This window comes from Peribacillus suis, from assembly GCF_059384845.1.
Window position 1 is genome coordinate 3,563,475 of sequence record NZ_CM182019.1, and the last position, 23,715, is coordinate 3,587,189.

Here is a 23,715-nt window from a genome sequence, read left to right on the forward strand (position 1 = left end):
AACCGGTTTTCCTTCTATTTCTTCCACATTCACTTAGGGTTCCGACCATATCACCCATATGTGTCCGAATCTCGAATCTTGGTTCTTCCACTTTCTTCATCTGCGTTTTGGGAAGCCTTGTTCTTAGGTACATAATCAACTATCATCGGCAAAAAAAAGAATCTTCAGCGAAGATCCTTTTTTTCAAATTAAAACACTCTATGATTTATTCATGCTATCTTTCTATTACAGGTTAGCTTCCGAAAGTTTGAAGAGTTATGTATTCTTCACCGACAAATGCATGACAAACTGTTCACCAATCGGACCGATTTTTCTTTTACCTGTATCAGTAAAACCTACTTTTGCATACAGTCGCTGAGCAGGGACATTTTTATGATTAACAACTAAAACGATTTCATCACAGTACGGAAATTCTGATTTAACGAAATCACTTAGTAAGAGCATCGCTTGTTTAGCATAACCATTTCCTTGCTTTGCATGGTTAATAGATAATGCCGTTAAGAGCATCGCTTTCGGATTATCCGAGTACACCTTAACGCGTTCCGTTGAATGTAATAGAAAGAAGCCTACAGGCTCATCCTCACATAAAATAACAATACGATGTTGTCCTTCTTTCACCTCTAAAATCTTGCTTGGTAATGCTGTGAACTGCCCTTGTTCTTCAGGAAGTTCAAAGGAATGTAATACGTCCAAATATTCATTCGAAAAATGTTTTAACTCCACGTCATGAACTTTTTCCATAGTTATGGTTGCTCCTTGGTTTTTCATTACATATTACCATAAAAATACATATCATGATATGGTCCTAGTATTTATAAATCGACGAATGTCCCTTTCCAGGGCAACAAAAAAAGAGCTGCCCCGGCCAATATGCGGGGCAGCTCTTTTGATTGTTAGTTTGCGACGATGTTGACTAATTTGCCAGGTACGGCAATGACTTTGCGGATGGTTTTACCATCAATCTGTTCTTTGATGGCGTCTTCGCCCATCGCGATTTCTTCGAGTTTTTCTTTTGTCGTATCAGTCGGCACCATAAGTTTGGCTTTGACTTTTCCGTTGATTTGAATGACGATCTCCACTTCGTTATCGACGAGCTTCGCTTCGTCGAACGCAGGCCATGTTCCGTAAGCGATACTTTCAGAATGACCCAGTTTAGACCAAAGTTCTTCTGAGATATGTGGTGCAGCCGGTGCTAACAATTTCACGAAGCCTTCGATATATTCTTTCGGAAGTGCTTCCGCTTTGTAGGCATCGTTGATGAATACCATCAGCTGTGAAATCGCCGTATTGAATTTCAATTCTTCATAGTTCTCGGTCACTTTTTTGACAGTTTGGTGATACACTTTTTCAAGCTTGCCACTGTCGTCCGTTTCGACCAATTTATCCGTCATCGTACCGTCTTCATTGACAAGTAAGCGCCAGACGCGATCCAGGAATCGGCGTGAACCGTCCAATCCGTTTGTCGACCAGGCAATGGATGCATCCAATGGCCCCATGAACATTTCGTACATGCGAAGCGTATCCGCACCATGGCTTTCCACGATGTCATCAGGGTTCACGACATTCCCTTTTGATTTACTCATTTTTTCATTGTTCTCGCCAAGGATCATCCCTTGGTTGAATAAGTTTTGGAACGGTTCTTTCGTTGGTACGACACCGATGTCATACAAGAATTTATGCCAGAAGCGCGCGTACAATAAGTGAAGCACGGCATGCTCGGCACCACCGATATAAATGTCGACCGGCATCCATTCTTTCAATTTTTCCGGATCGGCAAGAGCTTCCGTATTGTCCGGATCGATATAACGAAGGAAGTACCAGCTACTACCTGCCCATTGTGGCATGGTATTTGTCTCACGACGGCCTTTACGTCCGTTTTCGTCAACTACATTCACCCAATCCGTGATGTTCGCAAGTGGTGATTCACCCGTTCCTGAAGGCTTGATGTCCGTTGCCTTAGGTAGAAGTAATGGAAGCTCTTCTTCCTTAAGTGCTGACATGGTGCCATCTTCCCAATGGATGATTGGAATTGGCTCACCCCAGTAACGTTGGCGGCTGAACAACCAGTCGCGAAGGCGGTACGTGATTTTTTTCGTACCGATTGCTTTTTCTTCCAACCATTTAATCATGGCCGTGATGCCTTCTTCTTTATTCATTCCATCCAGGAATCCGGAGTTCACATGAAGTCCGTCGCCCGTGTAGGCTTCATTCGTCACATCTCCACCAGCTACGACTTCTTTGATTGGCAAGTCGAATTTGACTGCGAATTCATAATCACGTTCATCATGAGCAGGAACCGCCATGATTGCACCCGTTCCATAGCTGATCAATACGTAATCGGCAATCCAGATCGGCATCTTTTCGCCATTGACCGGATTGATTGCATAAGCACCCGTGAACACGCCTGATTTATCTTTTGCAAGGTCCGTTCTTTCCAGGTCACTTTTATGTTTCACTTCGTCTAAATAAGCGTCAACGGCAGCACGTTGTTCGGATGTCGTGATCTTATCCACGAAAGGATGTTCTGGAGCAAGAACCGCATAGCTTGCACCGAATAATGTATCCGGACGTGTCGTGAACACCGTGAATGATTCATCGAATCCATCGATCGTGAACGTCACTTCAGCCCCTTCAGAACGGCCGATCCAGTTACGTTGCATATCCTTGATGTTTTCTGGCCAATCCACATCATCCAAATCGTCGATCAGACGGTCGGCATAAGCCGTGATGCGCAACATCCACTGCTTCATTGGACGGCGTTCGACCGGGTGTCCGCCACGTTCACTTTTCCCATCGATGACTTCTTCATTCGCTAAAACCGTACCAAGTGCCGGGCACCAGTTCACAGCGACTTCATCGATATAGGCAAGGCCTTTTTCGTATAATTTCAAGAAAATCCATTGTGTCCATTTATAATATTCCGGATCCGTCGTATTGATTTCACGATCCCAGTCATAAGAGAAACCAAGCGCCTTGATTTGGCGACGGAACGTGTTGATATTGTGTTCCGTGAATTCAGCCGGGTCATTCCCCGTATCGATTGCGTACTGCTCTGCCGGAAGACCGAATGCATCCCAGCCGATTGGATGGAGCACATTGTACCCTTGCGCCCGTTTCATCCGTGCCAGAATATCACTCGCCGTGTAACCTTCCGGATGTCCAACGTGAAGACCCGCTCCAGATGGATAGGGGAACATATCCAGCGCGTAGAATTTACGTTTGCCGCTATCTTCTCCCGTTTTAAACGTTTTGTTCGCTTCCCAATATTGCTGCCATTTCGTTTCTATGCTTCTATGTTCAAAACTCATTAGACTTCCTCCTATTTTCCGTATAAAAAAAACAATAAAAAACCCCTCATCCCAAATTGGGACGAGAGGATTATGTATATCTTCCCGCGGTACCACCCACATTGGCGACAACAAACAATCGCCCAGCTTAAAAGTTCCGTAACGTGGATTGGACGCCAGGCATTACTATCGCTTCACACCTGTGACTCCAAGACGAGTTCACAATCAATCCAGGTTGACTTGCACCATCCGTCAACTCTCTAAACTGGTTCTAATTGCTACTACTTCTCTTCATAGTCTTTATAAGAATATTTGATTTTATTTCATTCTAGTCAATTTTACCGACAATTGCAATAGCCGGTCACCAACATTATCTCCAGGTTTTTCATTATATATGCATCACCATTCAAAATCGTGCACATTGGAAAAGGGAGCTATGCTTCCATAGCCCCCACATACACCTTTAATGACGCAATAAAATCATATCATTCTTTATATCATTCAATTGCTGTTGCATCCTTTGAAGCATATCCCGTTGCTGGGCATCCGCACTTCCATACATTTTGTCCAAGTTCGTCAAAGCCTCTTCGATATAAAGCTGTGACTTCTGGAATTCCTCATCACTGTAATGGCCCAGCCTTGATGCTTCGTTATATTCATAATCTGCAAATCGGAGAGCCCCTTCGCATTGCTCCAATAACTGACCAACGGATTGTCTTGTTGCCATTTCAAACCCTCTCCTTCACGTTCATTTGGATGACATTACATCATCACAATTAGTTTGAACTAAGAACGGGAGGATTATCATTTTTTTTCACTTATCCCAGAACTTTACCCCTTGATGGGAAATGAATTGCTCCAGCCACTCCGCGAAACCCATATGAAGCGGCTTGCTTTCATCGAAATCATCGATATGACCTTTTACCATGATATAATCCTGCTTGCCTTTGGCCACGTCATTTCCATGGATCACGATATTATCTTGATAAATGCAGGCCACCTTATAACAGCCTTCATAATCTTCTTCATACGTGTAATTTATGATATCCTCGAGGCTGTATAGATCATTTTCGCCCCCGGATTCAACATGATCGAACAGGCGGCAGCCATTCGTTATCTTCAAAAATGCTTTATATTCATCTGGCAGCAGCAAACCGGTCTTTTCCTCAAAAGCGAGGATTTGTTCGTCCGAGGCAGGAGAATTGAAGGTACACGTTGCATTGAACACAGTCCCGTCATCATTGACTTCTAGCACCTGGTTATTTTCTGCTAATTTCTTTTTCATTTGATTTATGACTTCTTCTACTTGAACGGTCATATTCATCAGCTCCCGACTCAATTTAGATAAACGAACACACCTGTTTAACTATCTAAAATTAACCTTCAAGATACATTATACGCTTCTTTTTTAAGAAAAAGACCTATTCTCCGGAATGTTGTATAATATAGGTTGCGCTTTATTACACGTAGGAGGTTGCTGATATGGATCAAGCAAACCCGTTTATATATGCAACGGATAACAAACGATATCATACTTGGAATTACCATTTACGCCATCACTTTGGCCATAAAGTTTTCAAAGTTGCGCTTGACGGCGGTTTCGACTGTCCGAACCGTGATGGCACAGTCGCACATGGCGGCTGCACCTTCTGCAGTGCCGCAGGATCGGGGGATTTTGCAGGCGATCGCGTCGAACCGCTTGATGTCCAATTTAAGAAAGTCAGTGAAAAAATGCACCACAAATGGAAAGACGGCAAGTATATGGCCTATTTCCAAGCGTTCACGAACACGCACGCCCCTGTCGCAGAGCTTCGTGAAAAGTACGAAAGCGTCCTCACTCAGGATGGAGTGGTCGGGCTTTCCATCGCGACACGCCCGGACTGCCTGCCTGATGATGTAGTCGACTATCTAGCCGAACTGAATCAACGTACCTATCTTTGGGTCGAGCTTGGCCTGCAGACGGTCCATGATGAAACGGGGAACTTGATCAACCGGGCCCACGACTATGCTTGCTACAAGGAAGGCGTCGATAAACTGCGTAAACACGGGATCCGGGTCTGTACCCACATCATCAATGGCTTGCCTAACGAAGATTATGCAATGATGATGGAGACCGCACGTGAAGTCGCTAAACTGGATGTCCAGGGAATCAAGATCCACCTGCTTCACCTTTTGAAAGGAACGCCGATGGTCAAGCAATATGAAAAAGGAATGCTTGAATTTCTTGAACGGGACGATTATGTAAATCTCGTATGCGATCAGTTGGAAGTCATTCCCCCAGAAATGATCGTCCACCGCATTACCGGCGATGGCCCCATAGACTTGATGATCGGGCCGATGTGGAGCGTCAATAAATGGGATGTCCTGAACGCCATCGATGCCGAACTGAAACGCCGCAATAGCTGGCAGGGAAAACATTATCAATCAGAGGAGGTCCCATCACCATGAAGCTGAATCGCGTTTTGGATTTTGCGAAGCTACTTCTTGAGAGAGCCGTTCAACAAGGGGACATCGCCGTTGATGGAACGATGGGCAACGGCCATGATACCGTTTTTCTCGCCCAATTGGTCGGCGAAACCGGTCATGTCTATAGTTTTGACATTCAAGAGCAAGCCATTCACACTACCGCGAATAAATTGGAAACGGAACATTTACAAAAGCGTTGCACCCTCGTCCACGATGGACATGAACAGCTTGATACGTATATCACCGGGGAACATGCGGGAAAGATCACCGGGGCCATCTACAACCTTGGCTATCTACCTGGAGGCGATAAATCGATCATCACGCAAGCCGATACGACAATCGCTTCTCTGGAAAAACTGTTCGACATGATGGCGCCAGAGGGCATCATCGTCCTCGTCATCTATCACGGCCATCCAGGAGGAGAAACGGAACGGGATGCGTTGATGCACTATGTACAGAACCTGTCTCAACAAAAAGCCCATGTCCTGAAATACGACTTCATCAACCAAGTTCATTCTCCTCCGTTCCTCATTGCGATAGAAAAAAGGTAGAACTCCCACCACCGTTCAATAAACGGTGGTGTTTTTGTAAATCCGACCGTTTATTTTGTATTTTTAAACTTTTACCCATTATAATGAGAAAAAAATGGGTGCAGAAACATGGAACATTTATCGACTTCGTTACTGGCAGGGCAGATTTATTGACTGTGAAAATCAAACCGGATACAAGTGAATCATATGGCCAATTCGTCACCAGCCTGAATGCATTGACCGAAGATAAGAACACGATGGAAGAATTGAAGCCGTTCGAACATGCCTTTGACAAATTCCTCTAAAACAAAAGCTGCTGAAGTTTCTCAGCAGCTTTTTTCTTATTTAAACGACATAGCCCAATATCTTCAACCGGTTTTCAACGAAACTCAGTGCATATTGAAATACGTCATCCCGCTCCGGTTCATTGAAAATTTCATGATATAGTTTCGGCCATTCCTTGTATTGCTTTTCGCTGGCCAAGTTATAGTTGAACCACTCCCGGACCGCCTTTTTGTTGACGACCTTGTCATCTCCGCCCTGCATCATCAGTAAAGGCACGTCCTGAAACTCCGGAATCTCTTCAAAAGCATCCTTCATTGCCTGTACAAGCTCCCGATACCAGCGAACGGAAACCTTGGTAATGTACAATGTATCGTTCGTATCCGATTCACGGATTTCCGAATTCCTCGTCGCCATTTGGGGAGTTAACCCAGAATCCACCCGGAATTTTGGCATCACGATATTCATGCCGTGTGAAATGGCGGTTAAGTATTTGGGAGGATGCGTCATCAGACCGAGGCATGGCGATGATAAAATGACCCCCGCGATGTCCCATTCTTCCTCCTGAAGCAGGCGGATCGCAATCAACCCACCCATGCTATGTCCTAATAAAAAGACAGGAAGGGAATAATCGTATGCATCTTCAATCCAGCTTTTTACTTCTTCTAAATATTCGTCAAAGGAATCGATATGCCCCCGGAAGGCGCGTGTCGTCATTCCCTGCCCGGGTAGGTCGCCCATGACGACATGGTATCCGGCTGAAAGCCACATTTGTGTTAACCACTTGTAACGGCCATGATGCTCCATTGCCCCATGAATAATGACGATGACGCCTTTTGCATCTCCGTCCGTCTCCCATTTCCACATTCGAAATCCCCCTTTCACTTTTCTCTAGTTGTAAACGTTCCATGCAGAATGAAAAATAATCTATATGGTAAATTATAACCACATTTTCGGTTTTCGACAAAAACGAAACCTAATTAATTGTGCTCAATCAAATAGTAGCCAAGGCTATTTTGATACGGTATATTAAAATAATACAGCAAAATTATCCACTTCGGAAAGGAAATGATGAAAATTGATTATTTATCCATTCAAGGGCATGGAACCAGAAATTTCCGAAAGCGCCTATCTTGCTGAAAATGCCGTCGTGACAGGCGATGTCAAAATCGGTGATGAATCAACGATCTGGTTCAATACCGTCATTCGCGGCGATGTGGCACCCACCATCATCGGGAAAAGAGTAAGCGTACAAGATAACAGCGTACTTCATCAAAGTCCCAATAACCCACTGATAATCGAAGATGAAGTGACCATTGGCCACCAAGTCATTCTACATAGCTGCAAAATTCGAAAGAGAGCCCTCATCGGCATGGGTTCGATCATCCTTGATGGAGCGGAAATCGGTGAAGGTGCCTTCATCGGCGCAGGGAGCCTTGTCCCCCAAGGAAAGGTTATCCCGCCGAACACCTTAGCCTTTGGAAGGCCGGCCAAAGTCGTTCGTGAAATTAATGAGGAAGATCGCCAGGATATGGATCGCATTGTCCGGGAATATGCTGAAAAAGGACAACTCTATAAACAGGCTGACCGAATAAAGTAACACCAATCGTATGATTACAAAAAAACGCTTAGCTAAAAATAGGATTCCTTGAATTATTCCCTAGGAAGCCATATTTAATCCTATTTTTGCCCATCAAAAAAGGTGCCTTGCATTAAAGCAAGGCACCTTTTCTCATATGATTTACGCTTTAGCTTGTGTTTTTAAAGCTTCTGCTTTATCCGTACGCTCCCAAGGCAAATCAACATCTGTACGGCCGAAGTGACCATATGCAGCTGTTTGCTTGTAGATTGGGCGACGTAGGTCAAGCATCTTGATGATACCAGCTGGACGTAGGTCGAAATTCGCCTCTACCAATTCCACTAGCACCTCTTCACTTACTGTTCCCGTTCCAAATGTATCGATTGAGATGGATACAGGCTTAGCCACGCCGATTGCGTAGGCCAATTGCACTTCCGCTTTGTCAGCCAGGCCAGCAGCTACGATGTTCTTCGCAACGTAACGAGCGGCATATGCAGCAGAACGGTCCACTTTTGTTGCATCTTTACCAGAGAAAGCACCGCCGCCGTGACGAGCGTATCCGCCGTACGTATCAACGATGATTTTACGGCCAGTAAGACCAGCATCCCCTTGAGGTCCGCCGATTACAAAACGGCCAGTCGGGTTGATGAAGTATTTTGTATCTTCATTGATTAAGTCAGCCGGTACGACCGCATTAATCACATGTTCTTTTAAGTCGGCTTGAATTTGTTCAAGTGTCACTTCAGGATCATGTTGTGTGGAGATGACGATTGTGTCTACACGTACAGGTAGGTTATTTTCATCATATTCAACCGTTACTTGCGTTTTTCCATCAGGACGTAAATAACTTAGCGTGCCATCTTTACGAACTTGAGAAAGACGAAATGATAGCTTATGAGCCAATGAAATGGGAAGTGGCATAAGCTCTTCCGTTTCATTGCACGCGAATCCGAACATAAGACCTTGGTCCCCTGCACCGATAGCATCGATTTCCTCATCGGACATCGTACCTTCACGTGCTTCCAATGCTTTATCAACACCCGCTGCAATATCAGCAGACTGCTCATCGATCGAGCTTAGCACGGCACAAGTCTCGGCATCGAAACCATATTTCGCACGAGTGTACCCGATACCTGCAATCGTATCGCGGACAATGCGTGAGATATCCACGTAAGCAGATGTTGTAATTTCTCCAGCAACAAGTACAAGACCTGTCGTTACACTTGTTTCACACGCAACGCGCGCATTTGCATCCTTAGCTAGGATTGCATCTAAAATGGAATCTGAAATCTGATCACAAATTTTATCCGGATGGCCTTCTGTCACAGATTCAGAAGTAAATAGACGTTTCTTTGACATCTTATTTCCTCCTTGGAAGTTAGTATGTTGTAGGCATGAGCCTGATCTTTTACGGAACTCGTTTCCCTTATTAGTTTCAATCATAGACACAGAATTAATGAATAAAAACACAAAAACCTTCCCTGGCAAATGAGGAAAGGTTTAAAAATTCTATCATCTATCCTTTCACTCTTATCGTTCAAGGGTTTTTTACCTTGCTCAGGTTAGCACCATCACCACTATTCCTTGAAGGTTCATCGCTTTATTTTCGGCGATTGACCTTGGAGTCAAGTTCAATATGGCAGGTTGCTGGGTTTCAAAGGGCCTGTCCCTCCACCAACTCGGGATAAGAGAATCCGTACAATTTAAGATACTATCGTATTTAGTCTGAATTTGTCAATGTTTTTCTAAATAGAACATTTTTCCCCAATGAAAAATAAAAAAACTTTTTATCTGGCACAGCCGGAATATAAATAGTATTCTTAAAGAGTGTAAACTAAGAAGATAAGACCATTGACTTACAATGGATAAATCAGACAAAATGAACATACCATCCGAACCCCATATTCATCCCTTTTTCAAATACATAAATGGTTGTTCACTTCTTTTCTTCCTATTATAAATGAAAAGGTACACTAATCCTAAAACGGGACTTCACAAAGACTTGTGGCAGCAATCGTTTTTCACATCCTAGATTCACTTCATCCAGATCGTCTCCCGAATCAACCAGATTCAAAAACATCCATCCAGGATGACTCACTGCAAGTATATGCCCGCACTATACATAAGGTTACACTCGAAGTGAGATAATTGATTAATGTGACTATTCCATTTTCATTCACAAAAAAAGTTAAATAGTATAGACTATTTAATCCAATGTGTTATACTAATTGTATTATAAAAACTTAAACAAAGGAAGGTATCTCATATATGAATTCTGTTGACGTTAATGAGTTACACCAATTATTAGCAGGAAATAATGTGCAAACTCAACTCTCAGTTCCTCAATTAGTGGAAAAAGTATTAAGCAGAAATGAAGGCGTTTTAACTTCAACCGGCGCAGTAAAAGCTGAAACGGGCAAATACACGGGCCGTTCACCTAAAGATAAATATATTGTGGAAGAAGCTTCTGTAAAGGACAAAATTGACTGGGGCCCAGTGAACCAACCCATTTCCGAGGAAGTATTCAATAAACTATATAGTAAAGTAGTGGATTACTTAAAGACAAAAGAAGAAGTCTTTGTCTTCAAAGGTTTTGCTGGAGCAGACGAATCATCACGCCTTCCTATCCGAGTGGTTAATGAATATGCTTGGCACAACCTTTTTGCTCATACATTGTTCATCCGTCCGAATGAGGAAGAACTAAGAGGGCACGAAGCAGAATTCACCATCCTTTCCGCACCTAATTTCAAAGCGGATCCAGCAGTTGATGGAACGCAATCCGAAACGTTCATCATGGTATCATTCGAACGCCGTACTATCCTAATCGGTGGAACTGAATACGCAGGTGAAATGAAGAAATCGATTTTCTCAATCATGAACTACCTACTTCCGGAAGAAGAAATCCTTCCGATGCATTGTTCGGCAAACGTAGGTCGTGAAGGCGATGTCGCTTTATTCTTCGGATTGTCCGGTACTGGTAAAACGACTTTATCTGCCGACACGAACCGTAAACTGATTGGTGATGACGAACACGGCTGGTCTTCTAATGGTGTATTCAACATCGAAGGCGGATGCTATGCAAAAACCATCAACCTTTCACGTGAAAAAGAACCACAGATCTTCGACGCCATCCGTTTCGGCGCCGTATTGGAAAATGTCGTGGTAGATCCCGAAACACGCGTGGCGGACTACGATGACAGCTCATTAACGGAAAACACCCGTGCTGCATACCAAATGCAAGCGATCGATAACATCGTGAATCCAAGTATTGCGGGACACCCGAATACAATCATTTTCTTAACGGCTGATGCTTCTGGCGTACTGCCTCCAATCAGCAAACTTTCTAAAGAACAAGCCATGTTCCACTTCTTGAGCGGATACACAAGCAAATTGGCAGGTACAGAAAGAGGTGTGACGTCTCCTGAAGCAACATTCTCTACATGCTTCGGTTCACCTTTCCTACCACTTCCTGCTACACGCTATGCTGAAATGCTTGGAGAAAAAATCGACGAGCATGACGCAAAAGTATACCTGGTTAACACAGGATGGACTGGCGGAGCTTATGGAACTGGAAGCCGTATGAAGCTTGCTTATACTCGTGCCATGATCCAAGCAGCACTTGAAGGTGAATTAGCCAACATTGAAACCGTTCAAGATGATATCTTCGGCTTGAACATTCCGGTTCATGTTCCTGGTGTTCCTGATGAAGTGCTTCAACCAATCAAAACATGGGCAGACCCTGCTGCATACACAAAATCAGCAAAAGACCTTGCCGCTCAATTCCGTGCAAACTTCAAGAAATTCGGTAGCGTACCAAACGAAATCGAAGAACTTGGCGGGCCGATTGCATAATAAAGATAGGAAAAAGGACCAAGCGAAAATCGCTTGGTCCTTTTCTTTATCATCAAAGCAAGAATGCATAGTCCTTGGATATCCTCCTCTTCCCCATATTCACATTAGCTTTCTACGCGCACACCCCTTGGCTATCCCCGTCCCTTCCTCCTATTTCATGTGACAAGCCGCATTGCAACAGAAAAAACCCGAACGACTAAAACACCGTGGGAGTGGTGTTCATCGTTCGGGCTCTTCATCGTGTTCTTAAATCTTGAAGTGGCTTACTTCCTTCTGTAGGTTTTCGGCCAGGATTGCTAGTGATTGGGCGCCTGTCGTAATCTGTTCATTCGCCGCTAGCTGCTCTTCTGTGGCTGCACTTGTATCATGTGCCCGTTCAGCAGCGCTCACCGCAATTTCCTTTACGGAAGTGGCCCCTGCTGCCACCTCTTCGGTCATGGCTTGAATGTCTTCGATAGCATTGGATGCCGACTCTATCCGTTTTCCCACTTCACCGACTGCCACTTTGATCTGGTCGAACACCTGCAAGGAATTCTCCGAGGCAATGAGTCCATCTTCCGCTTTCTTGGTTCCCATCTTGATGGATTCCACCCCTTTTTTGGTCGCATCTTGAATCATGCTGACCATGTTTGCAATCTCTGAGGCGGACAATTTCGATTGCTCAGCCAGTTTCCGGACTTCATCTGCCACGACCGCAAAACCTTTTCCATGATCCCCGGCACGGGCAGCCTCGATCGCGGCATTCAATGCCAGTAAATTAGTTTGGTCGGAAATGTCCGTAATCAAGGCTGTCACTCTTTGAATATCACTTGAATGGCTCGTCATCATTTCCATGATTTTCGCCGAGTCCTGAATGGTGGAATTGATATGATTCATTTCCTTTGTCACCGCATTCATGCTGGATGATCCCTCACGAACTAGCGAATTCACCGTTTCAGCAGATTGAAGCATGTCGACATTGCTTTCCGTAACTCTCCCGACGGCTGCAGCCATTTCATTCATGGAATCCACCGAATTTTCAATAATGACCACCTGCTGATTCGTTCCTTGCATATTATCCTCTGCCGTTTTAGCAACCATCTCCGAAGAGGCAAGGCTTTCCTCGGAACTGGCTGACATTTGCTCCGCTTGAACAGCTAACTGGCTCGAAGAATCCCTCATACTCGAGACTATCGACTTCAGTTCATTAACCATTTTGTTGAATGCACCGGCCATTTCCCCAATCTCGTCCTTGTTCCGGACCTGTATGCTTTCCACCTGGAGATTTCCTCCAGCAACCTCACCAATAGCCGCAGTGAGCTTGCGGACCGGGCGGGTGATGCTGCGACTCAGGACAGTCGGCATTACGATACTAAGTATGAAGCCTCCGATGATGACCAACGTGATGAAGCTCAGCATATCCTTAACCAAAGCATCAATCTCTTTCCTTTTCTCTTGCATATAAACCTTCTGGTTGTCACTTAACTGTATGGCTTTTTCGATGATTGTTTCTTCTAGTACACTGGTCTCTTTCGCAATGACCAAAGCTTCCTGAGTTTTCTCCTTCTGGACATTATTGATTATTTCTTCTGAAAGTTCTGTATACTGCTGTTTTGCTTTATATGCCTCTTCCAGTAAAGTCCGATCTTCTTTCTTTTCCATCGTCTTTTCTAACTCTTTATAGGCACCTTCAAACCTATCATACTTCTCGGACCGGCCTTCTAAATACTTGGCATCTCCATAGATCATATATCCCCGAATATCGTTGGAGTAATCTTGCTGATTGATGATCAGGTCATCCACAAGTTGAGTCTTTTTCACGCGATTATCCAATAAAAACGTATATTGTTTATTAAGATCATCGATAATCAACAAATATACAGTCCCAATGGCCAATAAAAATACAAGTAAAGATAAAAAACTACCCCATAATTTTTTTGATACAGTTAATTTCATATAGCATCCCCCAAGTCGATTTATCTTCTTTGACCATCATTTAAGAGTATAAAGTCCTATATCCATTTTACCATATTCTTCATAATATTTTGTCACTTCAAGGAAAAAAAACCTAATGCTCGTTAAAGAGTCATTAGGTTTCCTCGTCTTATCCATATCTCTTTTTCCTTTTTAGACATAACAAAACCCCACCTCTACTATTCGTAACGGGTGGGGTTTCTATAAGGCTTCCACATCGGCTAGATCCATCTACAAGAACACGTCCTTTTCAATTTAAATGGCTAATTTACTGTATTCGTCTAACTGATCCTCGGTTAAATGTCTGATGAAATGGTGAAAGTTAATCGACTCGATTCCATATCTTTCGCAAGTCATTAAATAGGTTTCATACGCTTTATTATACATATTCATTTTACTTTTCCCCCTCTGTTATATAACAAATTATTTATTGTATAAATAATATATAACAGAGTGAATCATTCTGTCAATATTTTTTCAGAAATTTTAAAAAAACAAAAAAGACCACCGAATAGGTGATCTCTAAATTCCATGAACTCATTTACCAAAAAAGGTGCCTTCCCTTTTCAAATAAAGCAGGATGGTACAGAAAATGACTACTTCTGATAAAGGAATCGACAGCCATGCTGCATTGGTTCCGAATAGGAAAGGAAGGGTTACCAGGAATATGAGCATGAAGAGAAATTCCCGCCCAATCGTGATCCAGGCTGCCATCTTGACTTGCCCGACCGATTGAAAATAGGTCATCATGACAAAGTTGACCCCCATCAGAATATACCCGCCAAAGAAAATCCGAATGCCGATTGTCGCGAGTTCCTTCACGTCTTGTGAAAAGTCTCCGAATAAAGCAACTATATACGGTGCCGTCACTTGTCCGAGTAAGGTAATGAATACCCCCGCACCGATGGCCGTAAAAATGGCTATGCGAACCGTCTCGCGTTTTCGCTTCTCATCTTTCGCTCCATGGTAATAGCTAACGAGCGGTTGGATGGCCGATCCGATGCCCAGGAACATCAATAGCATCACACTGTGGGCATAATTGACGATGGAAAAGGCGGACAGTCCATCTGTTCCCGCCAACCGGGAAAACACATTGTTATGCGCAATCGTAAAGACGGATACACCGAGTTCAGATAAAAAGCTCGGAAAACCGATGGACATGGTCAAAAGGAAAAGCCGCTTATCAAAGCGGAATTTGACCAGACGAAGGGTATTCTTCTTCGTGAAGAAATGGGCGGAAAGCACGACGATTCCAAGCGCCGACGCAGTGATGGTCCCAAACGCAATTTCACGTACCCCTAAATCGAACACATACAAAATGATATAATTCAAGACGAAATTCGAAACAGCCGTCACAATCAATGCCGTCATGGCCAGTGTCGGATTTCCGTTATTCCGGATAAAAATACTCAAGGCATTTTCTAAGGTGAAAACAAAACCGAGCATCAAGAAAACGTTCATATAATCCGTCGCAAAGGGTGCGGTCGCGTCATTTGCCCCTAATGCGAACACGAGCTGATTGTGAAACAGATAGGCAATCAAACCAATGACGATGGTGAAGCCTGTAATTAGAACGATGGAATGCGTAAAAATGAAGCGGGAACGCACATAATCCTTCGCTCCCATGCTTTGGGAGTATAGCGTTGCGCCGCCGACACCAATCCAGATCGACATGGCGACAAAAATGGTATAAATGGGTCCAGCAATATTTACCCCTGCCAGGGCAACGGACCCAAGTTTGTTACCGACCATGACGCCATCGACGACAAAGTTCAATGCCATCAAGATCATTCCGATCATGGAAGGAATCAAATAGCGTAAGAAAATCTTTCCCGTCGATTCTATTTCCAGAAGACTTTTCTGTTGTTGTTCTCTCATTGCCATGTTCCCATCTCCTATTGCTTAACCTTACTTGGAAATTCCGCTCCAAAATACGGTCCATAATGCGTCAAATTTATCTTCCAACCGCTTAGGGTCATCGGAGTATACAAGTTCGACCAAGATGGCCACGATCACACCTGTGTAGGCCAATGTTAGCGTCCGGGCATTTCCCGAACGAATCGCCCCTTCTGATATCCATGAATCGAATAACTTTTCTAACAGTGCTTCCTGTTGATTCTCGAGATCCGCCGCTTCCCGCTGCACCACTTTATACAAATGAGTAGGCGGAAAGAACTCCATCCTGAGCCAGAACTTTAAATTCTCATTTTCCTGAAACATCCTTCTCATCTCATCCAAGAATCCATATAGCGTCCTTTCCGGATCTTGTTTTTGCTTAAAATACGCCTCATAAAAGGATAGCTCCATCTCCTTGGCATCTGTAAGGACGGCTAAAAATAAATCATCCTTTCCTTTAAAATGAGAATAAATCGATTGTTTTTTAATTCCCACATCATCAGCTATTTGAGAAAGCGACGTGCCCTTATATCCGTTAACCGCAAAATGTTTGAGTGCCGCTTTTTTAATTTCTTCACTTTTCATTACCTTCACCCTTCATCAACCAATATTTTACCCGCACTGGTACGCTCATTATCCTAACGAACGTTCGTCAGGAAATTATCACACAGAAATTCCATTCTGTAAACAAGGAAAAGCAGCCGCAGATCATTCCACGGCCACTGGTATGTATACTTGCATTTAAATCACATGGAAATAGTTCAAGATATTCTTGCCAATCAATAAGACGGTGACGCAAATGAATAATAGCCTAACATAGGAAGATCCCTTTTTAATCGCGAAGTTCGTCCCGACTAAAGCCCCGGCCACCATGGCGATTCCCATCGGAATTCCGTAAGCAAAATTGACCGTGCCCATCGATAGGAAAACAACGAGTGCTGCAATATTACTGCCAAAGTTCAAAATCTTGGCATTGCCAGCCGCTTGAACAAAATCAAATCCTATGATCAAAAAGGCAAACAATAAAAAAGATCCCGTCCCTGGTCCAAGAAAACCATCGTAAAAACCAATTGCAAAAATGACCACTAACATCAGAATGAGCTTATTCCGGGTCAATCCCTTATACAAAGTTTCTTTACCCCAATCCTTTTTGACGATCGTGTAAATCGCGACAATCACTAATATCAACAGAATCAACGGCTTCAATATGTCAGGCGAAACAAAGTGAACGACATAGGCACCCAATATCGACCCGATCACGGTCAGCGGCAAAAACTTGATGACAAATTTGAAGTTCACTTTCCCTGCCCGAATAAATGAAATCGTACTCGTCAAGGAACCCATCGAGCTCGAAAACTTATTCGTCGCTAAAGCCGCAGATGGTGAAATTCCCGTAAACAATAAAGCAGGTATGGAAATAAGACCGCCCCCGCCCACAACAGAATCAATGAACGCAGCGATGAAACCCGCTATCACCAAAAACAGCAACGTATAAAGATTAATATCCTCCATCTACATTCCTTCTTTCAACAGCAATATCTCATCCATTATACTCCGGTGTCCTGGATTTTTTATAAATATCAAACAATTCTTCATAAAATTTCGGTTTGATCTTATAACGTGGGCGAATCAACGGCCCACGACCGGTCTGCACGCTGTGAATGTTGAATTATCCGCGTGAATGTCGAATTAATCGCACGAACGTCGAATTATGTGCCACCAATGGCGGAATGCTGGATAGTTCGGTCGAATTCCGTCCGTTCTCTACCACATAAAAAAGCGCATGCTAGATTCGCATGCGCTTCATGTATTCAATTCGTTGAATTCAGTGAGATCAATTGATATGTAATGTTGGTTTTTTCATTCATCCATTCGACTTTGCGGATGACGGCCGTTCCACTTGAATCGGATTGAATCGTTTTACGGACATCAATCGGGATGTCGATTGGATATAAGCGGTACCCGGCTTTCGTCAGGCTGAACACATTTTCTTCTTCACGAATTTCGTTTCCCTTTGTCACGATCATGGTGTTGAGTTCCATAGGCATGCCCATGTATATCTCCTCCTCTGGTCAATATACTTCATTCTACCATTATTCGGTTTTACTTTTCATCCAAGTTGTTAAATCTTCGACCACTTTTCGATTGACCGCAGGCGGGAAAAAATGCGTGAATTGTGGGAAATACCAACTTTCGACAGGCTTATCGTGGGCCTTCAACCTTTTTTCCAGTCGATAGGCGTGTTCCACCGATACATTATCATCCCTTTCCCCATGAATGATCAGAACCGGAACATTCAATTCCTCGATGGCAAACAACGGCGTCCTGTATTCATATTGCTCCGGGCATTTCTTAGGACTACCACCGATGACCCTCTTCATCATCCGCCGCATATCGACTCGTTCGACATACGTCATGAACATATCCGACACTCCCCCCCATGTGACAAGGGACGCAGCCGTCTGACAATGGATCGCCGTCCATAGTGCCATGATGCCACCCCGGGAAAAGCCGAGGATATGAATATGCTCCTTATTCACCCGTGGATGCTGCTCCAACAGGTTAAAGCCTGCTATCGCATCGAACCGATCTTCTCCGGCAAAATCCTCGTCCCCCTCGCCGCCTTGGTTGCCCCTATAAAACGGGGCAAAGACGATGAACCCTTCTGCCGCATACTGGATGATACGTCCAGGCCTTACCTTGCCGACGTTTTTAATGCCACCCCGTAAATAAAGGAAAGCATCGTGAATGTCCCCATCCACCGGCTCAGCCAGTAATCCCTTTACCTTCAAACCTTGAGACATGTATGTGACTAAAAAAAGGTGAATGCCAGGATGTGGTGAAGGGAACCGTTGCTTTGAAATCATCCTTCCGTTCTCCATGTTCCGCTCCCCCTTTCTGTTTCCCTTATTGTAAAACATTCAATCGATTTTATCCCCTGTTAGGCATTCACCATTTTCCCACTCGTTCATACGATAAGATAGGCAAAATTCCTATATATCAAGGAGGAAGGTAAATTGAAGAAATGGTGTAAAGCGGGTGTCCTATTTTTACTTGTATGCATGCTAGTCATTCCCCTTGGGGCATGTGGTTCAAAGAAAGAAGAAACGACGAAGGTCCGTGTGGCCGAAGTGACACGCTCGCTTTTCTATACGCCGCAATATGTCGCGATTGAAAAAGGTTTTTTTGAAGAAGAAGGCCTAAAAATCGATTTAAAAACGACTGCTGGCGGCGATAAGACGATGACCACTCTACTGTCTGATGGTGCGGACATTGCACTCGTCGGATCGGAAACATCCATCTATGTCCAGGCGCAAGGGTCCAGTGACCCGGTCATTAACTTTGCCCAGCTAACGCAAACGGATGGGACCTTCCTTGTTTCACGTGAAAAGATTGAAAATTTTGAATGGGATATGTTGAAAGACTCCACCTTCCTCGGACAGCGTAAAGGCGGAATGCCGCAAATGGCGGGGGAATTTGTCTTGAAAAAACACAATATCGACCCGCAAAAAGATCTGACGCTCATTCAGAATATTGATTTTGCGAACATCGCGACCGCATTCGCATCCAGTAACAAAATGCATACTTCAAGGCGCCTCGCTATCAGGAAGTTCCTCCGTATTTTCATGTAAACATTCCCGAAGAGCTAAATTGAACGTAATCTGGACTTCATTTTTTCCAAAAACCACTTTATCCACAACCCTGGAAAGCATAGCCTTTTTCAAATCATTGTCCGCCTGATCGAATTCACTCTCCCACTGCTCAGCTAGATCGACATGCCTTGATGAGGCTTCTTTTTCCTTTTCGATATTTGCTTTCAATCCTGTCATACGTGCTGTATTTTCTGTTAACTTTTTCTCTACACTTCCCATGGCACCCGACAGTTGGTCCGGGGTGAATGCACTATCTCCCCCCAATGATTTGATGATTTCACCATGTAGCTTAGCCAATTGCTTCGTCAGAACCTGATGTTCCTTCTCCAGCTGCTTTAGGTTCCGCTCAAGCTGGGCTAGATGTGATGCCTTGTGAGAGGAGAGAGCGAAGTAGGAGCCCATATCCAGTTGAGACAGAACGGCCTTCACCCTTTTCATCACGATGGCATCGTATTTTCTGCCTTCCCATGTGCTGCTTACATGTTCGCCATTCATCCTGCCTTTATTGAGCGGGCACCTATAGCGATATATAACTTTGGCGGAGTGATCCTCCTTCCCCTTACTTTTGCGATACAAGTAGTTTCCACTCAACTTTGCCCCACAATACTGGCAATAGGCCAACCCCGAAAACATCAGCTTCCCTGCCAATGGGATGCCTTCCTTGTCTTGTTGGTATAATTTAGTGCTCCTTGCACTCCTGATCCGCTCCGCTTCCTTGAATACTTCATCCGGAATAATTCGTAACTTCTCATTATATGGCTGTGTATTTCCGTCTTCCCCATTAAAGCCTTTATAGCGTTTGTTCCCGATATAAATCGGGTTGGCCAAGATGCGCTGAATGGTACTTACCCCATATATGTTCCCGTCCCTATTTCGATAGCCTTTGTTGTTCAAGTAATCAACAATTTTTCGATACCCCATGTGTCGGTCCACGTATAAACTGAAGACCAGCTTTATCATGGCCGACTCTTCCTCATCCACCGCCAACTCTTTCAGGTGCCTGTCTTTGTTCTTCCAATGCACCCGGTCTGTTTCGAGGATTCTATAACCAATCGGGGCGGCCCCACCTTGAAAATAGCCTTGCTCACTTAGCTGCTTTTTAGCTTCTCGAACCCTCATAGAAGTTTTCTGGCTTTCCCCGTCGGATTGCCAGAAACTGATATAGTTCAACAGCTTGTCGATATGTGTTTCCGTGTTCCGCTTTCCTTCTTGCGTGGACCAGACCTCTACGGCATTTTGATTCAGGAAATTGACGATTAAAGGCGTTTCATCCTCCCGCCTCCCTAATCGGTCAAACATGAACACCAAAAGAACATCCAATTCCTTGTCCAGGGCCCCTTGTTTAATCGTATTCAGGGCATCCCTTTCGTCCGCTTTCTTCGACCAGCCCGAAACCCCTTTTTCTATTACTTCATGAGTGATGCGCCAATCCGGCCTATTTTTCACGAATTCTTGGCATGCGTTTTTTTGAATGGGAATATCATCATCCGTAGCCATCTGCTTCATGGTGGATACTCGATACAGGCACCAAACCCGTTTCATTTTCACACCCCTTTTTCCCTGTTTCATTCGGTTAAAATAAAACCCTCATTAAAACGGTGCTTCAAAACCATATCCCCCTAAAAAACGCTTTAAGCCCTTTTCTCGCCACCTCGTTCCTCGCCTCACTCTTAGCGAATTTCAAAGTCACCTTCACCTTATAATCGGAGATCTCCAACAAATGATCGTATTCTTCATCTGTTCTGTGCTGGTATTCCGTTGTGTCCCATACAATCAGTTTCCCTTCCCCTCCATTTGCTTCCTCTGTCATCGCCATCACCCCGTTGCCATGGATTCCTATAATCTATGGCCGTTGCGATGATAGTATTAATAGTCTTCTAATCACTACCCGTAGAATACTGGGGCAGAATGAGATTCATAAGGATAGAAAAAAGCCAGTACCCGAAAGTACTGGCTGACCAATTATGATGGTTGTTTAATCTTTGCTTTAGACGGAACAAACAGGGTTAACACGAACGCGATAATCGCTAGGATGGTCATGAAATAATAGGCATCACTCGAACCCAAAATCGAAGCTAGTGCGCGGATGGATTCACCTGTAGCATTTGGTGTATCCCCCAACAATATTTCCCCATGCTTTGTCGTTTGTGCCGTAAACACGGTAACGACAATAGCCGTTCCAATTGCCCCTGCAATTTGGCGAACCGTATTATTCACGGCTGTACCATGTGTCACTAGTGTTTTCGGTAAGGCATTCAAACCGGCCGTGTTTAATGGCATCGTAATAAAGCTCAATCCTATGCGAAGGAAAATGGTCCGCACCATCAAAAAGACGAAGGTCGTCGATTCGGTTAAATCTGTAACCACCCACATGGACGGAATGATGAAAATCAACCCGATGATGAATACCGGTTTCGCGCCTAAGCGGTCAAACAATTTCCCCGTGACCGGAGACATCAAGGCGTTGATGATAGCACCCGGCAATAATAATAAACCGGCGTCAAATGCAGTGAATCCTCGACCATTTTGTAAATAGATCGGCAATAGGATCATATCCGCATACATCATCATCGTAACGAAGATGTTAATGATGGAAGTTAGCGTAAATACTTTATTCTTAAAAACCGATAAGTTAAGGAACGGATCAGATGATTTTATTTGTCTCATACAGAAAATCGCTATCGTCACAATCCCTACAAGTATGGTCATTATGACAACCTTATCATCCCACCCATGGCTCCCGGCATTACTGAAGCCATATAGAATAAGACCAAATCCGATGGTTGATAAAATAACACTTGCTACATCCAACTTCACTTTTTCTGTTTCCGAAACATTGATTAAATATTTCATCGCTAATAATATGACGATCACGACAAATGGAATGATCCCGATGAATAACCAGCGCCATGAATAATATTCAATAACGAAACCGGCCAATGTCGGTGCAATGGCTGGAGCGAATATGATCGCCAGTCCCATCAACCCCATCATGCTTCCCCTTTTTTCTGGAGGAAAAATAAACATGACGACGCTCATTAGCAATGGCATAATAATTCCTGCCCCAATGGCCTGAATCATACGTCCCATCAGTAAAATAGCGAAATTCGGTGCTACCGCGCACAAAATAGAGCCAATTAATAAAAACAGCATCGAACTTATAAATAATTGGCGTGTAGAAAAACGTTTCATTAAATAGGCCGTAATCGGGATTAACACCCCATTCACCAACATAAACCCAGTGGATATCCACTGCACGGTTGTAGCGGATACAGAAAATACCTCCATTAAGTTACTTAGTGCGACGTTTAAAAGGGTTTGATTTAAAGTGGATAAAAAACACCCTAAAATCAACACGGTTAATAATACCTTTTTATTGATTGGTTCCGACATATTACCCCTCACTTCATTTGCTTTTTTAACACCTTGTCAATAAAATAGATAGTACCATTCATTTTTTTGGATGCCTATTCACAATTTGTTATGAAGTGTTAATTAAACAACAGATTTGTAAAATATATTGAAGAAGTTCGAAATAATAGATGAAGGAGGTTTACGTTGTCGACACAAAAAAAGCAGGATCCCCGTGCCCTTCGCTCTAAGCGAATGATTAAAAAGGCCGTCACGGATATCTTGATTGAAAACCCTGATATATCGAAGCTTACCGTCCAAAAGATATCGGACCGCGCAGAGCTGAATCGTGCAACTTTTTATTTACACTTTGTCGATATTAATGATTTGTTAAAACAATTGGTCTATGATATTTTCGACGACTTGTCGTTGGAATTGTCACCCATCCTGCAAATTGATAATTTGAATAATGAAGAGCAATTCATTACGTTTTTGGATTACTTTTATAAGCACCGAAAGCTTTTTGCCGTGCTTTTTGCCCACCCGGGTTTCAAGAAAAAATTGCATATGATCTTAAAGGACTCCATTGCCATAAAACGTGTAAGGGACCGGACAAAGGAAGTAACGTTATCCATGGATATTCTTGCCTCCTCCATCCTGGGTGTCATCATGTGGTGGCTTAAAGATGGCGTTCATTTCAGTTCCGAATACATTGCCAAACAAATTATTGAACTCTATCGATAATCGAGTAGCAAACCAAATAATTAAAATGCTCTTTTTTTACATTTATTATGCATTCTTTTCATTAAAAGGTGTAAAATAAATATCGACCGGATTTATCTCTTTATTTACGTTCTCCATTACTT

22 protein-coding genes, 1 pseudogene, 1 riboswitch and 1 other annotated feature are annotated in these 23,715 nt (G+C 43.6%); of the genes and pseudogenes, 7 read left to right on the forward strand and 16 right to left on the reverse strand.

Annotated elements, in window-relative coordinates; all coding sequences use genetic code 11:
- Positions 1–255: 255 nt before the first annotated feature.
- The 4 genes from AC503W_RS17400 to AC503W_RS17415 all read right to left on the reverse strand — a co-directional run bounded on the left by AC503W_RS17400 (position 256) and on the right by AC503W_RS17415 (position 4,605).
- On the reverse strand, positions 256–741 hold the full coding sequence (locus tag AC503W_RS17400) for a GNAT family N-acetyltransferase (RefSeq protein ID WP_494915252.1): 486 nt from the start codon (positions 739–741) through the stop codon (positions 256–258).
- A 152-nt stretch (positions 742–893) separates the two neighbouring features.
- Positions 894–3,308: a leucine--tRNA ligase gene (gene leuS / locus AC503W_RS17405; protein WP_427687796.1), complete on the reverse strand. Its 2,415-nt coding sequence runs from the start codon at positions 3,306–3,308 to the stop codon at positions 894–896.
- 54 nt (positions 3,309–3,362) lie between these two features.
- Positions 3,363–3,591: a binding site (T-box leader), on the reverse strand.
- A gap of 159 nt (positions 3,592–3,750) precedes the next feature.
- Entirely contained in the window at positions 3,751–4,014 is a 264-nt protein-coding gene (locus tag AC503W_RS17410; RefSeq protein ID WP_402875099.1) for a DUF2524 family protein, read from the reverse strand.
- 87 nt (positions 4,015–4,101) lie between these two features.
- Positions 4,102–4,605 (reverse strand): SMI1/KNR4 family protein, encoded by a 504-nt coding sequence (locus tag AC503W_RS17415; RefSeq protein WP_402875102.1) that lies wholly within the window; start codon positions 4,603–4,605, stop codon positions 4,102–4,104.
- Between the two features lie 164 nt (positions 4,606–4,769).
- Between AC503W_RS17415 and mnmL the strand changes: the two genes are divergently transcribed.
- The 3 genes from mnmL to AC503W_RS17430 all read left to right on the forward strand — a co-directional run bounded on the left by mnmL (position 4,770) and on the right by AC503W_RS17430 (position 6,588).
- Positions 4,770–5,735: a tRNA modification radical SAM protein MnmL/YtqA gene (gene mnmL, locus AC503W_RS17420; protein WP_402957045.1), complete on the forward strand. Its 966-nt coding sequence runs from the start codon at positions 4,770–4,772 to the stop codon at positions 5,733–5,735.
- On the forward strand, positions 5,732–6,304 hold the full coding sequence (mnmM, locus tag AC503W_RS17425; RefSeq protein WP_427687799.1) for a tRNA 5-(aminomethyl)-2-thiouridylate-methyltransferase MnmM: 573 nt from the start codon (positions 5,732–5,734) through the stop codon (positions 6,302–6,304). The genes mnmL and mnmM overlap by 4 nt, the downstream gene beginning before the upstream one ends.
- Before the next feature lie 98 nt (positions 6,305–6,402).
- Positions 6,403–6,588, forward strand: a complete 186-nt coding sequence (locus AC503W_RS17430; protein WP_427687801.1) for a hypothetical protein — start codon at positions 6,403–6,405, stop codon at positions 6,586–6,588.
- A 40-nt stretch (positions 6,589–6,628) separates the two neighbouring features.
- Here the strand turns inward: AC503W_RS17430 and AC503W_RS17435 are convergent, their stop codons facing one another.
- Entirely contained in the window at positions 6,629–7,432 is an 804-nt protein-coding gene (locus AC503W_RS17435) for an alpha/beta hydrolase (RefSeq protein ID WP_402875113.1), read from the reverse strand.
- Between the two features lie 214 nt (positions 7,433–7,646).
- Here AC503W_RS17435 and AC503W_RS17440 point away from each other — a divergent pair, with 214 nt between their 5' ends.
- Complete coding sequence (locus AC503W_RS17440) at positions 7,647–8,165, forward strand: gamma carbonic anhydrase (RefSeq protein WP_402875249.1); 519 nt, start codon at positions 7,647–7,649, stop codon at positions 8,163–8,165.
- A gap of 141 nt (positions 8,166–8,306) precedes the next feature.
- On the opposite strand, the gene metK is transcribed toward AC503W_RS17440, so the two are convergent.
- Positions 8,307–9,503: a methionine adenosyltransferase gene (metK, locus tag AC503W_RS17445; RefSeq protein WP_402875116.1), complete on the reverse strand. Its 1,197-nt coding sequence runs from the start codon at positions 9,501–9,503 to the stop codon at positions 8,307–8,309.
- A gap of 168 nt (positions 9,504–9,671) precedes the next feature.
- Positions 9,672–9,835, reverse strand: a riboswitch (SAM riboswitch).
- Between the two features lie 577 nt (positions 9,836–10,412).
- On the opposite strand from metK, the gene pckA reads away from it, so the two are divergent.
- A complete protein-coding gene (gene pckA, locus AC503W_RS17450) occupies positions 10,413–11,996 on the forward strand; it encodes a phosphoenolpyruvate carboxykinase (ATP) (protein ID WP_402875118.1) in 1,584 nt (527 codons plus the stop codon).
- Between the two features lie 246 nt (positions 11,997–12,242).
- Here pckA and AC503W_RS17455 read toward each other — a convergent pair whose 3' ends face one another.
- The 7 genes from AC503W_RS17455 to AC503W_RS17485 all read right to left on the reverse strand — a co-directional run bounded on the left by AC503W_RS17455 (position 12,243) and on the right by AC503W_RS17485 (position 18,727).
- Positions 12,243–13,931: a methyl-accepting chemotaxis protein gene (locus tag AC503W_RS17455; RefSeq protein ID WP_427687803.1), complete on the reverse strand. Its 1,689-nt coding sequence runs from the start codon at positions 13,929–13,931 to the stop codon at positions 12,243–12,245.
- Between the two features lie 273 nt (positions 13,932–14,204).
- Positions 14,205–14,342 carry a hypothetical protein gene (locus AC503W_RS17460; protein WP_427687805.1) on the reverse strand — a complete coding sequence of 46 codons (138 nt, stop codon included), beginning with the start codon at positions 14,340–14,342 and terminating at the stop codon, positions 14,205–14,207.
- A 144-nt stretch (positions 14,343–14,486) separates the two neighbouring features.
- On the reverse strand, positions 14,487–15,833 hold the full coding sequence (locus tag AC503W_RS17465; protein ID WP_427687807.1) for an MATE family efflux transporter: 1,347 nt from the start codon (positions 15,831–15,833) through the stop codon (positions 14,487–14,489).
- 24 nt (positions 15,834–15,857) lie between these two features.
- Complete coding sequence (locus tag AC503W_RS17470; protein WP_427687809.1) at positions 15,858–16,430, reverse strand: TetR/AcrR family transcriptional regulator; 573 nt, start codon at positions 16,428–16,430, stop codon at positions 15,858–15,860.
- Between the two features lie 156 nt (positions 16,431–16,586).
- Positions 16,587–17,357: a TSUP family transporter gene (locus AC503W_RS17475; RefSeq protein WP_407406295.1), complete on the reverse strand. Its 771-nt coding sequence runs from the start codon at positions 17,355–17,357 to the stop codon at positions 16,587–16,589.
- A gap of 299 nt (positions 17,358–17,656) precedes the next feature.
- Positions 17,657–17,899, reverse strand: coding sequence for a DUF2584 domain-containing protein (locus AC503W_RS17480; protein ID WP_403080354.1), 243 nt, complete (start codon positions 17,897–17,899; stop codon positions 17,657–17,659).
- A 39-nt stretch (positions 17,900–17,938) separates the two neighbouring features.
- Positions 17,939–18,727, reverse strand: coding sequence for an alpha/beta hydrolase family protein (locus AC503W_RS17485; protein ID WP_402957029.1), 789 nt, complete (start codon positions 18,725–18,727; stop codon positions 17,939–17,941).
- Positions 18,728–18,907: 180 nt separating this feature from the next.
- Between AC503W_RS17485 and AC503W_RS17490 the strand changes: the two are divergent.
- Positions 18,908–19,414 (forward strand): annotated as a pseudogene (locus AC503W_RS17490) (ABC transporter substrate-binding protein); the annotation flags it as partial.
- 18 nt (positions 19,415–19,432) lie between these two features.
- Here the strand turns inward: AC503W_RS17490 and AC503W_RS17495 are convergent.
- The 3 genes from AC503W_RS17495 to AC503W_RS17505 all read right to left on the reverse strand — a co-directional run bounded on the left by AC503W_RS17495 (position 19,433) and on the right by AC503W_RS17505 (position 22,891).
- A complete protein-coding gene (locus tag AC503W_RS17495; RefSeq protein WP_427590952.1) occupies positions 19,433–21,040 on the reverse strand; it encodes a recombinase family protein in 1,608 nt (535 codons plus the stop codon).
- 61 nt (positions 21,041–21,101) lie between these two features.
- Positions 21,102–21,308 (reverse strand): hypothetical protein, encoded by a 207-nt coding sequence (locus AC503W_RS17500; RefSeq protein ID WP_427590953.1) that lies wholly within the window; start codon positions 21,306–21,308, stop codon positions 21,102–21,104.
- Positions 21,309–21,460: 152 nt separating this feature from the next.
- Positions 21,461–22,891 (reverse strand): DHA2 family efflux MFS transporter permease subunit, encoded by a 1,431-nt coding sequence (locus AC503W_RS17505; protein WP_494915259.1) that lies wholly within the window; start codon positions 22,889–22,891, stop codon positions 21,461–21,463.
- Positions 22,892–23,056: 165 nt separating this feature from the next.
- Between AC503W_RS17505 and AC503W_RS17510 the strand changes: the two genes are divergently transcribed.
- Complete coding sequence (locus tag AC503W_RS17510; protein WP_403080349.1) at positions 23,057–23,593, forward strand: TetR/AcrR family transcriptional regulator; 537 nt, start codon at positions 23,057–23,059, stop codon at positions 23,591–23,593.
- The last annotated feature ends 122 nt before the right edge of the window (positions 23,594–23,715 follow it).

What these genes read in the sequence shown, in the direction of transcription:
- AC503W_RS17400 (WP_494915252.1), bottom strand. Translation starts at nt 741, where the DNA reads ATGGAAAAAGTTCATGACGTGGAGTTAAAACATTTTTCGAATGAATAT.
- leuS (WP_427687796.1), bottom strand. Translation starts at nt 3,308, where the DNA reads ATGAGTTTTGAACATAGAAGCATAGAAACGAAATGGCAGCAATATTGG.
- AC503W_RS17410 (WP_402875099.1), bottom strand. Translation starts at nt 4,014, where the DNA reads ATGGCAACAAGACAATCCGTTGGTCAGTTATTGGAGCAATGCGAAGGG.
- AC503W_RS17415 (WP_402875102.1), bottom strand. Translation starts at nt 4,605, where the DNA reads ATGACCGTTCAAGTAGAAGAAGTCATAAATCAAATGAAAAAGAAATTA.
- mnmL (WP_402957045.1), top strand. Translation starts at nt 4,770, where the DNA reads ATGGATCAAGCAAACCCGTTTATATATGCAACGGATAACAAACGATAT.
- mnmM (WP_427687799.1), top strand. Translation starts at nt 5,732, where the DNA reads ATGAAGCTGAATCGCGTTTTGGATTTTGCGAAGCTACTTCTTGAGAGA.
- AC503W_RS17435 (WP_402875113.1), bottom strand. Translation starts at nt 7,432, where the DNA reads ATGTGGAAATGGGAGACGGACGGAGATGCAAAAGGCGTCATCGTCATT.
- metK (WP_402875116.1), bottom strand. Translation starts at nt 9,503, where the DNA reads ATGTCAAAGAAACGTCTATTTACTTCTGAATCTGTGACAGAAGGCCAT.
- pckA (WP_402875118.1), top strand. Translation starts at nt 10,413, where the DNA reads ATGAATTCTGTTGACGTTAATGAGTTACACCAATTATTAGCAGGAAAT.
- AC503W_RS17455 (WP_427687803.1), bottom strand. Translation starts at nt 13,931, where the DNA reads ATGAAATTAACTGTATCAAAAAAATTATGGGGTAGTTTTTTATCTTTA.
- AC503W_RS17460 (WP_427687805.1), bottom strand. Translation starts at nt 14,342, where the DNA reads ATGAATATGTATAATAAAGCGTATGAAACCTATTTAATGACTTGCGAA.
- AC503W_RS17465 (WP_427687807.1), bottom strand. Translation starts at nt 15,833, where the DNA reads ATGGCAATGAGAGAACAACAACAGAAAAGTCTTCTGGAAATAGAATCG.
- AC503W_RS17470 (WP_427687809.1), bottom strand. Translation starts at nt 16,430, where the DNA reads ATGAAAAGTGAAGAAATTAAAAAAGCGGCACTCAAACATTTTGCGGTT.
- AC503W_RS17475 (WP_407406295.1), bottom strand. Translation starts at nt 17,357, where the DNA reads ATGGAGGATATTAATCTTTATACGTTGCTGTTTTTGGTGATAGCGGGT.
- AC503W_RS17480 (WP_403080354.1), bottom strand. Translation starts at nt 17,899, where the DNA reads ATGGGCATGCCTATGGAACTCAACACCATGATCGTGACAAAGGGAAAC.
- AC503W_RS17485 (WP_402957029.1), bottom strand. Translation starts at nt 18,727, where the DNA reads ATGGAGAACGGAAGGATGATTTCAAAGCAACGGTTCCCTTCACCACAT.
- AC503W_RS17495 (WP_427590952.1), bottom strand. Translation starts at nt 21,040, where the DNA reads ATGAAACGGGTTTGGTGCCTGTATCGAGTATCCACCATGAAGCAGATG.
- AC503W_RS17500 (WP_427590953.1), bottom strand. Translation starts at nt 21,308, where the DNA reads ATGACAGAGGAAGCAAATGGAGGGGAAGGGAAACTGATTGTATGGGAC.
- AC503W_RS17505 (WP_494915259.1), bottom strand. Translation starts at nt 22,891, where the DNA reads ATGTCGGAACCAATCAATAAAAAGGTATTATTAACCGTGTTGATTTTA.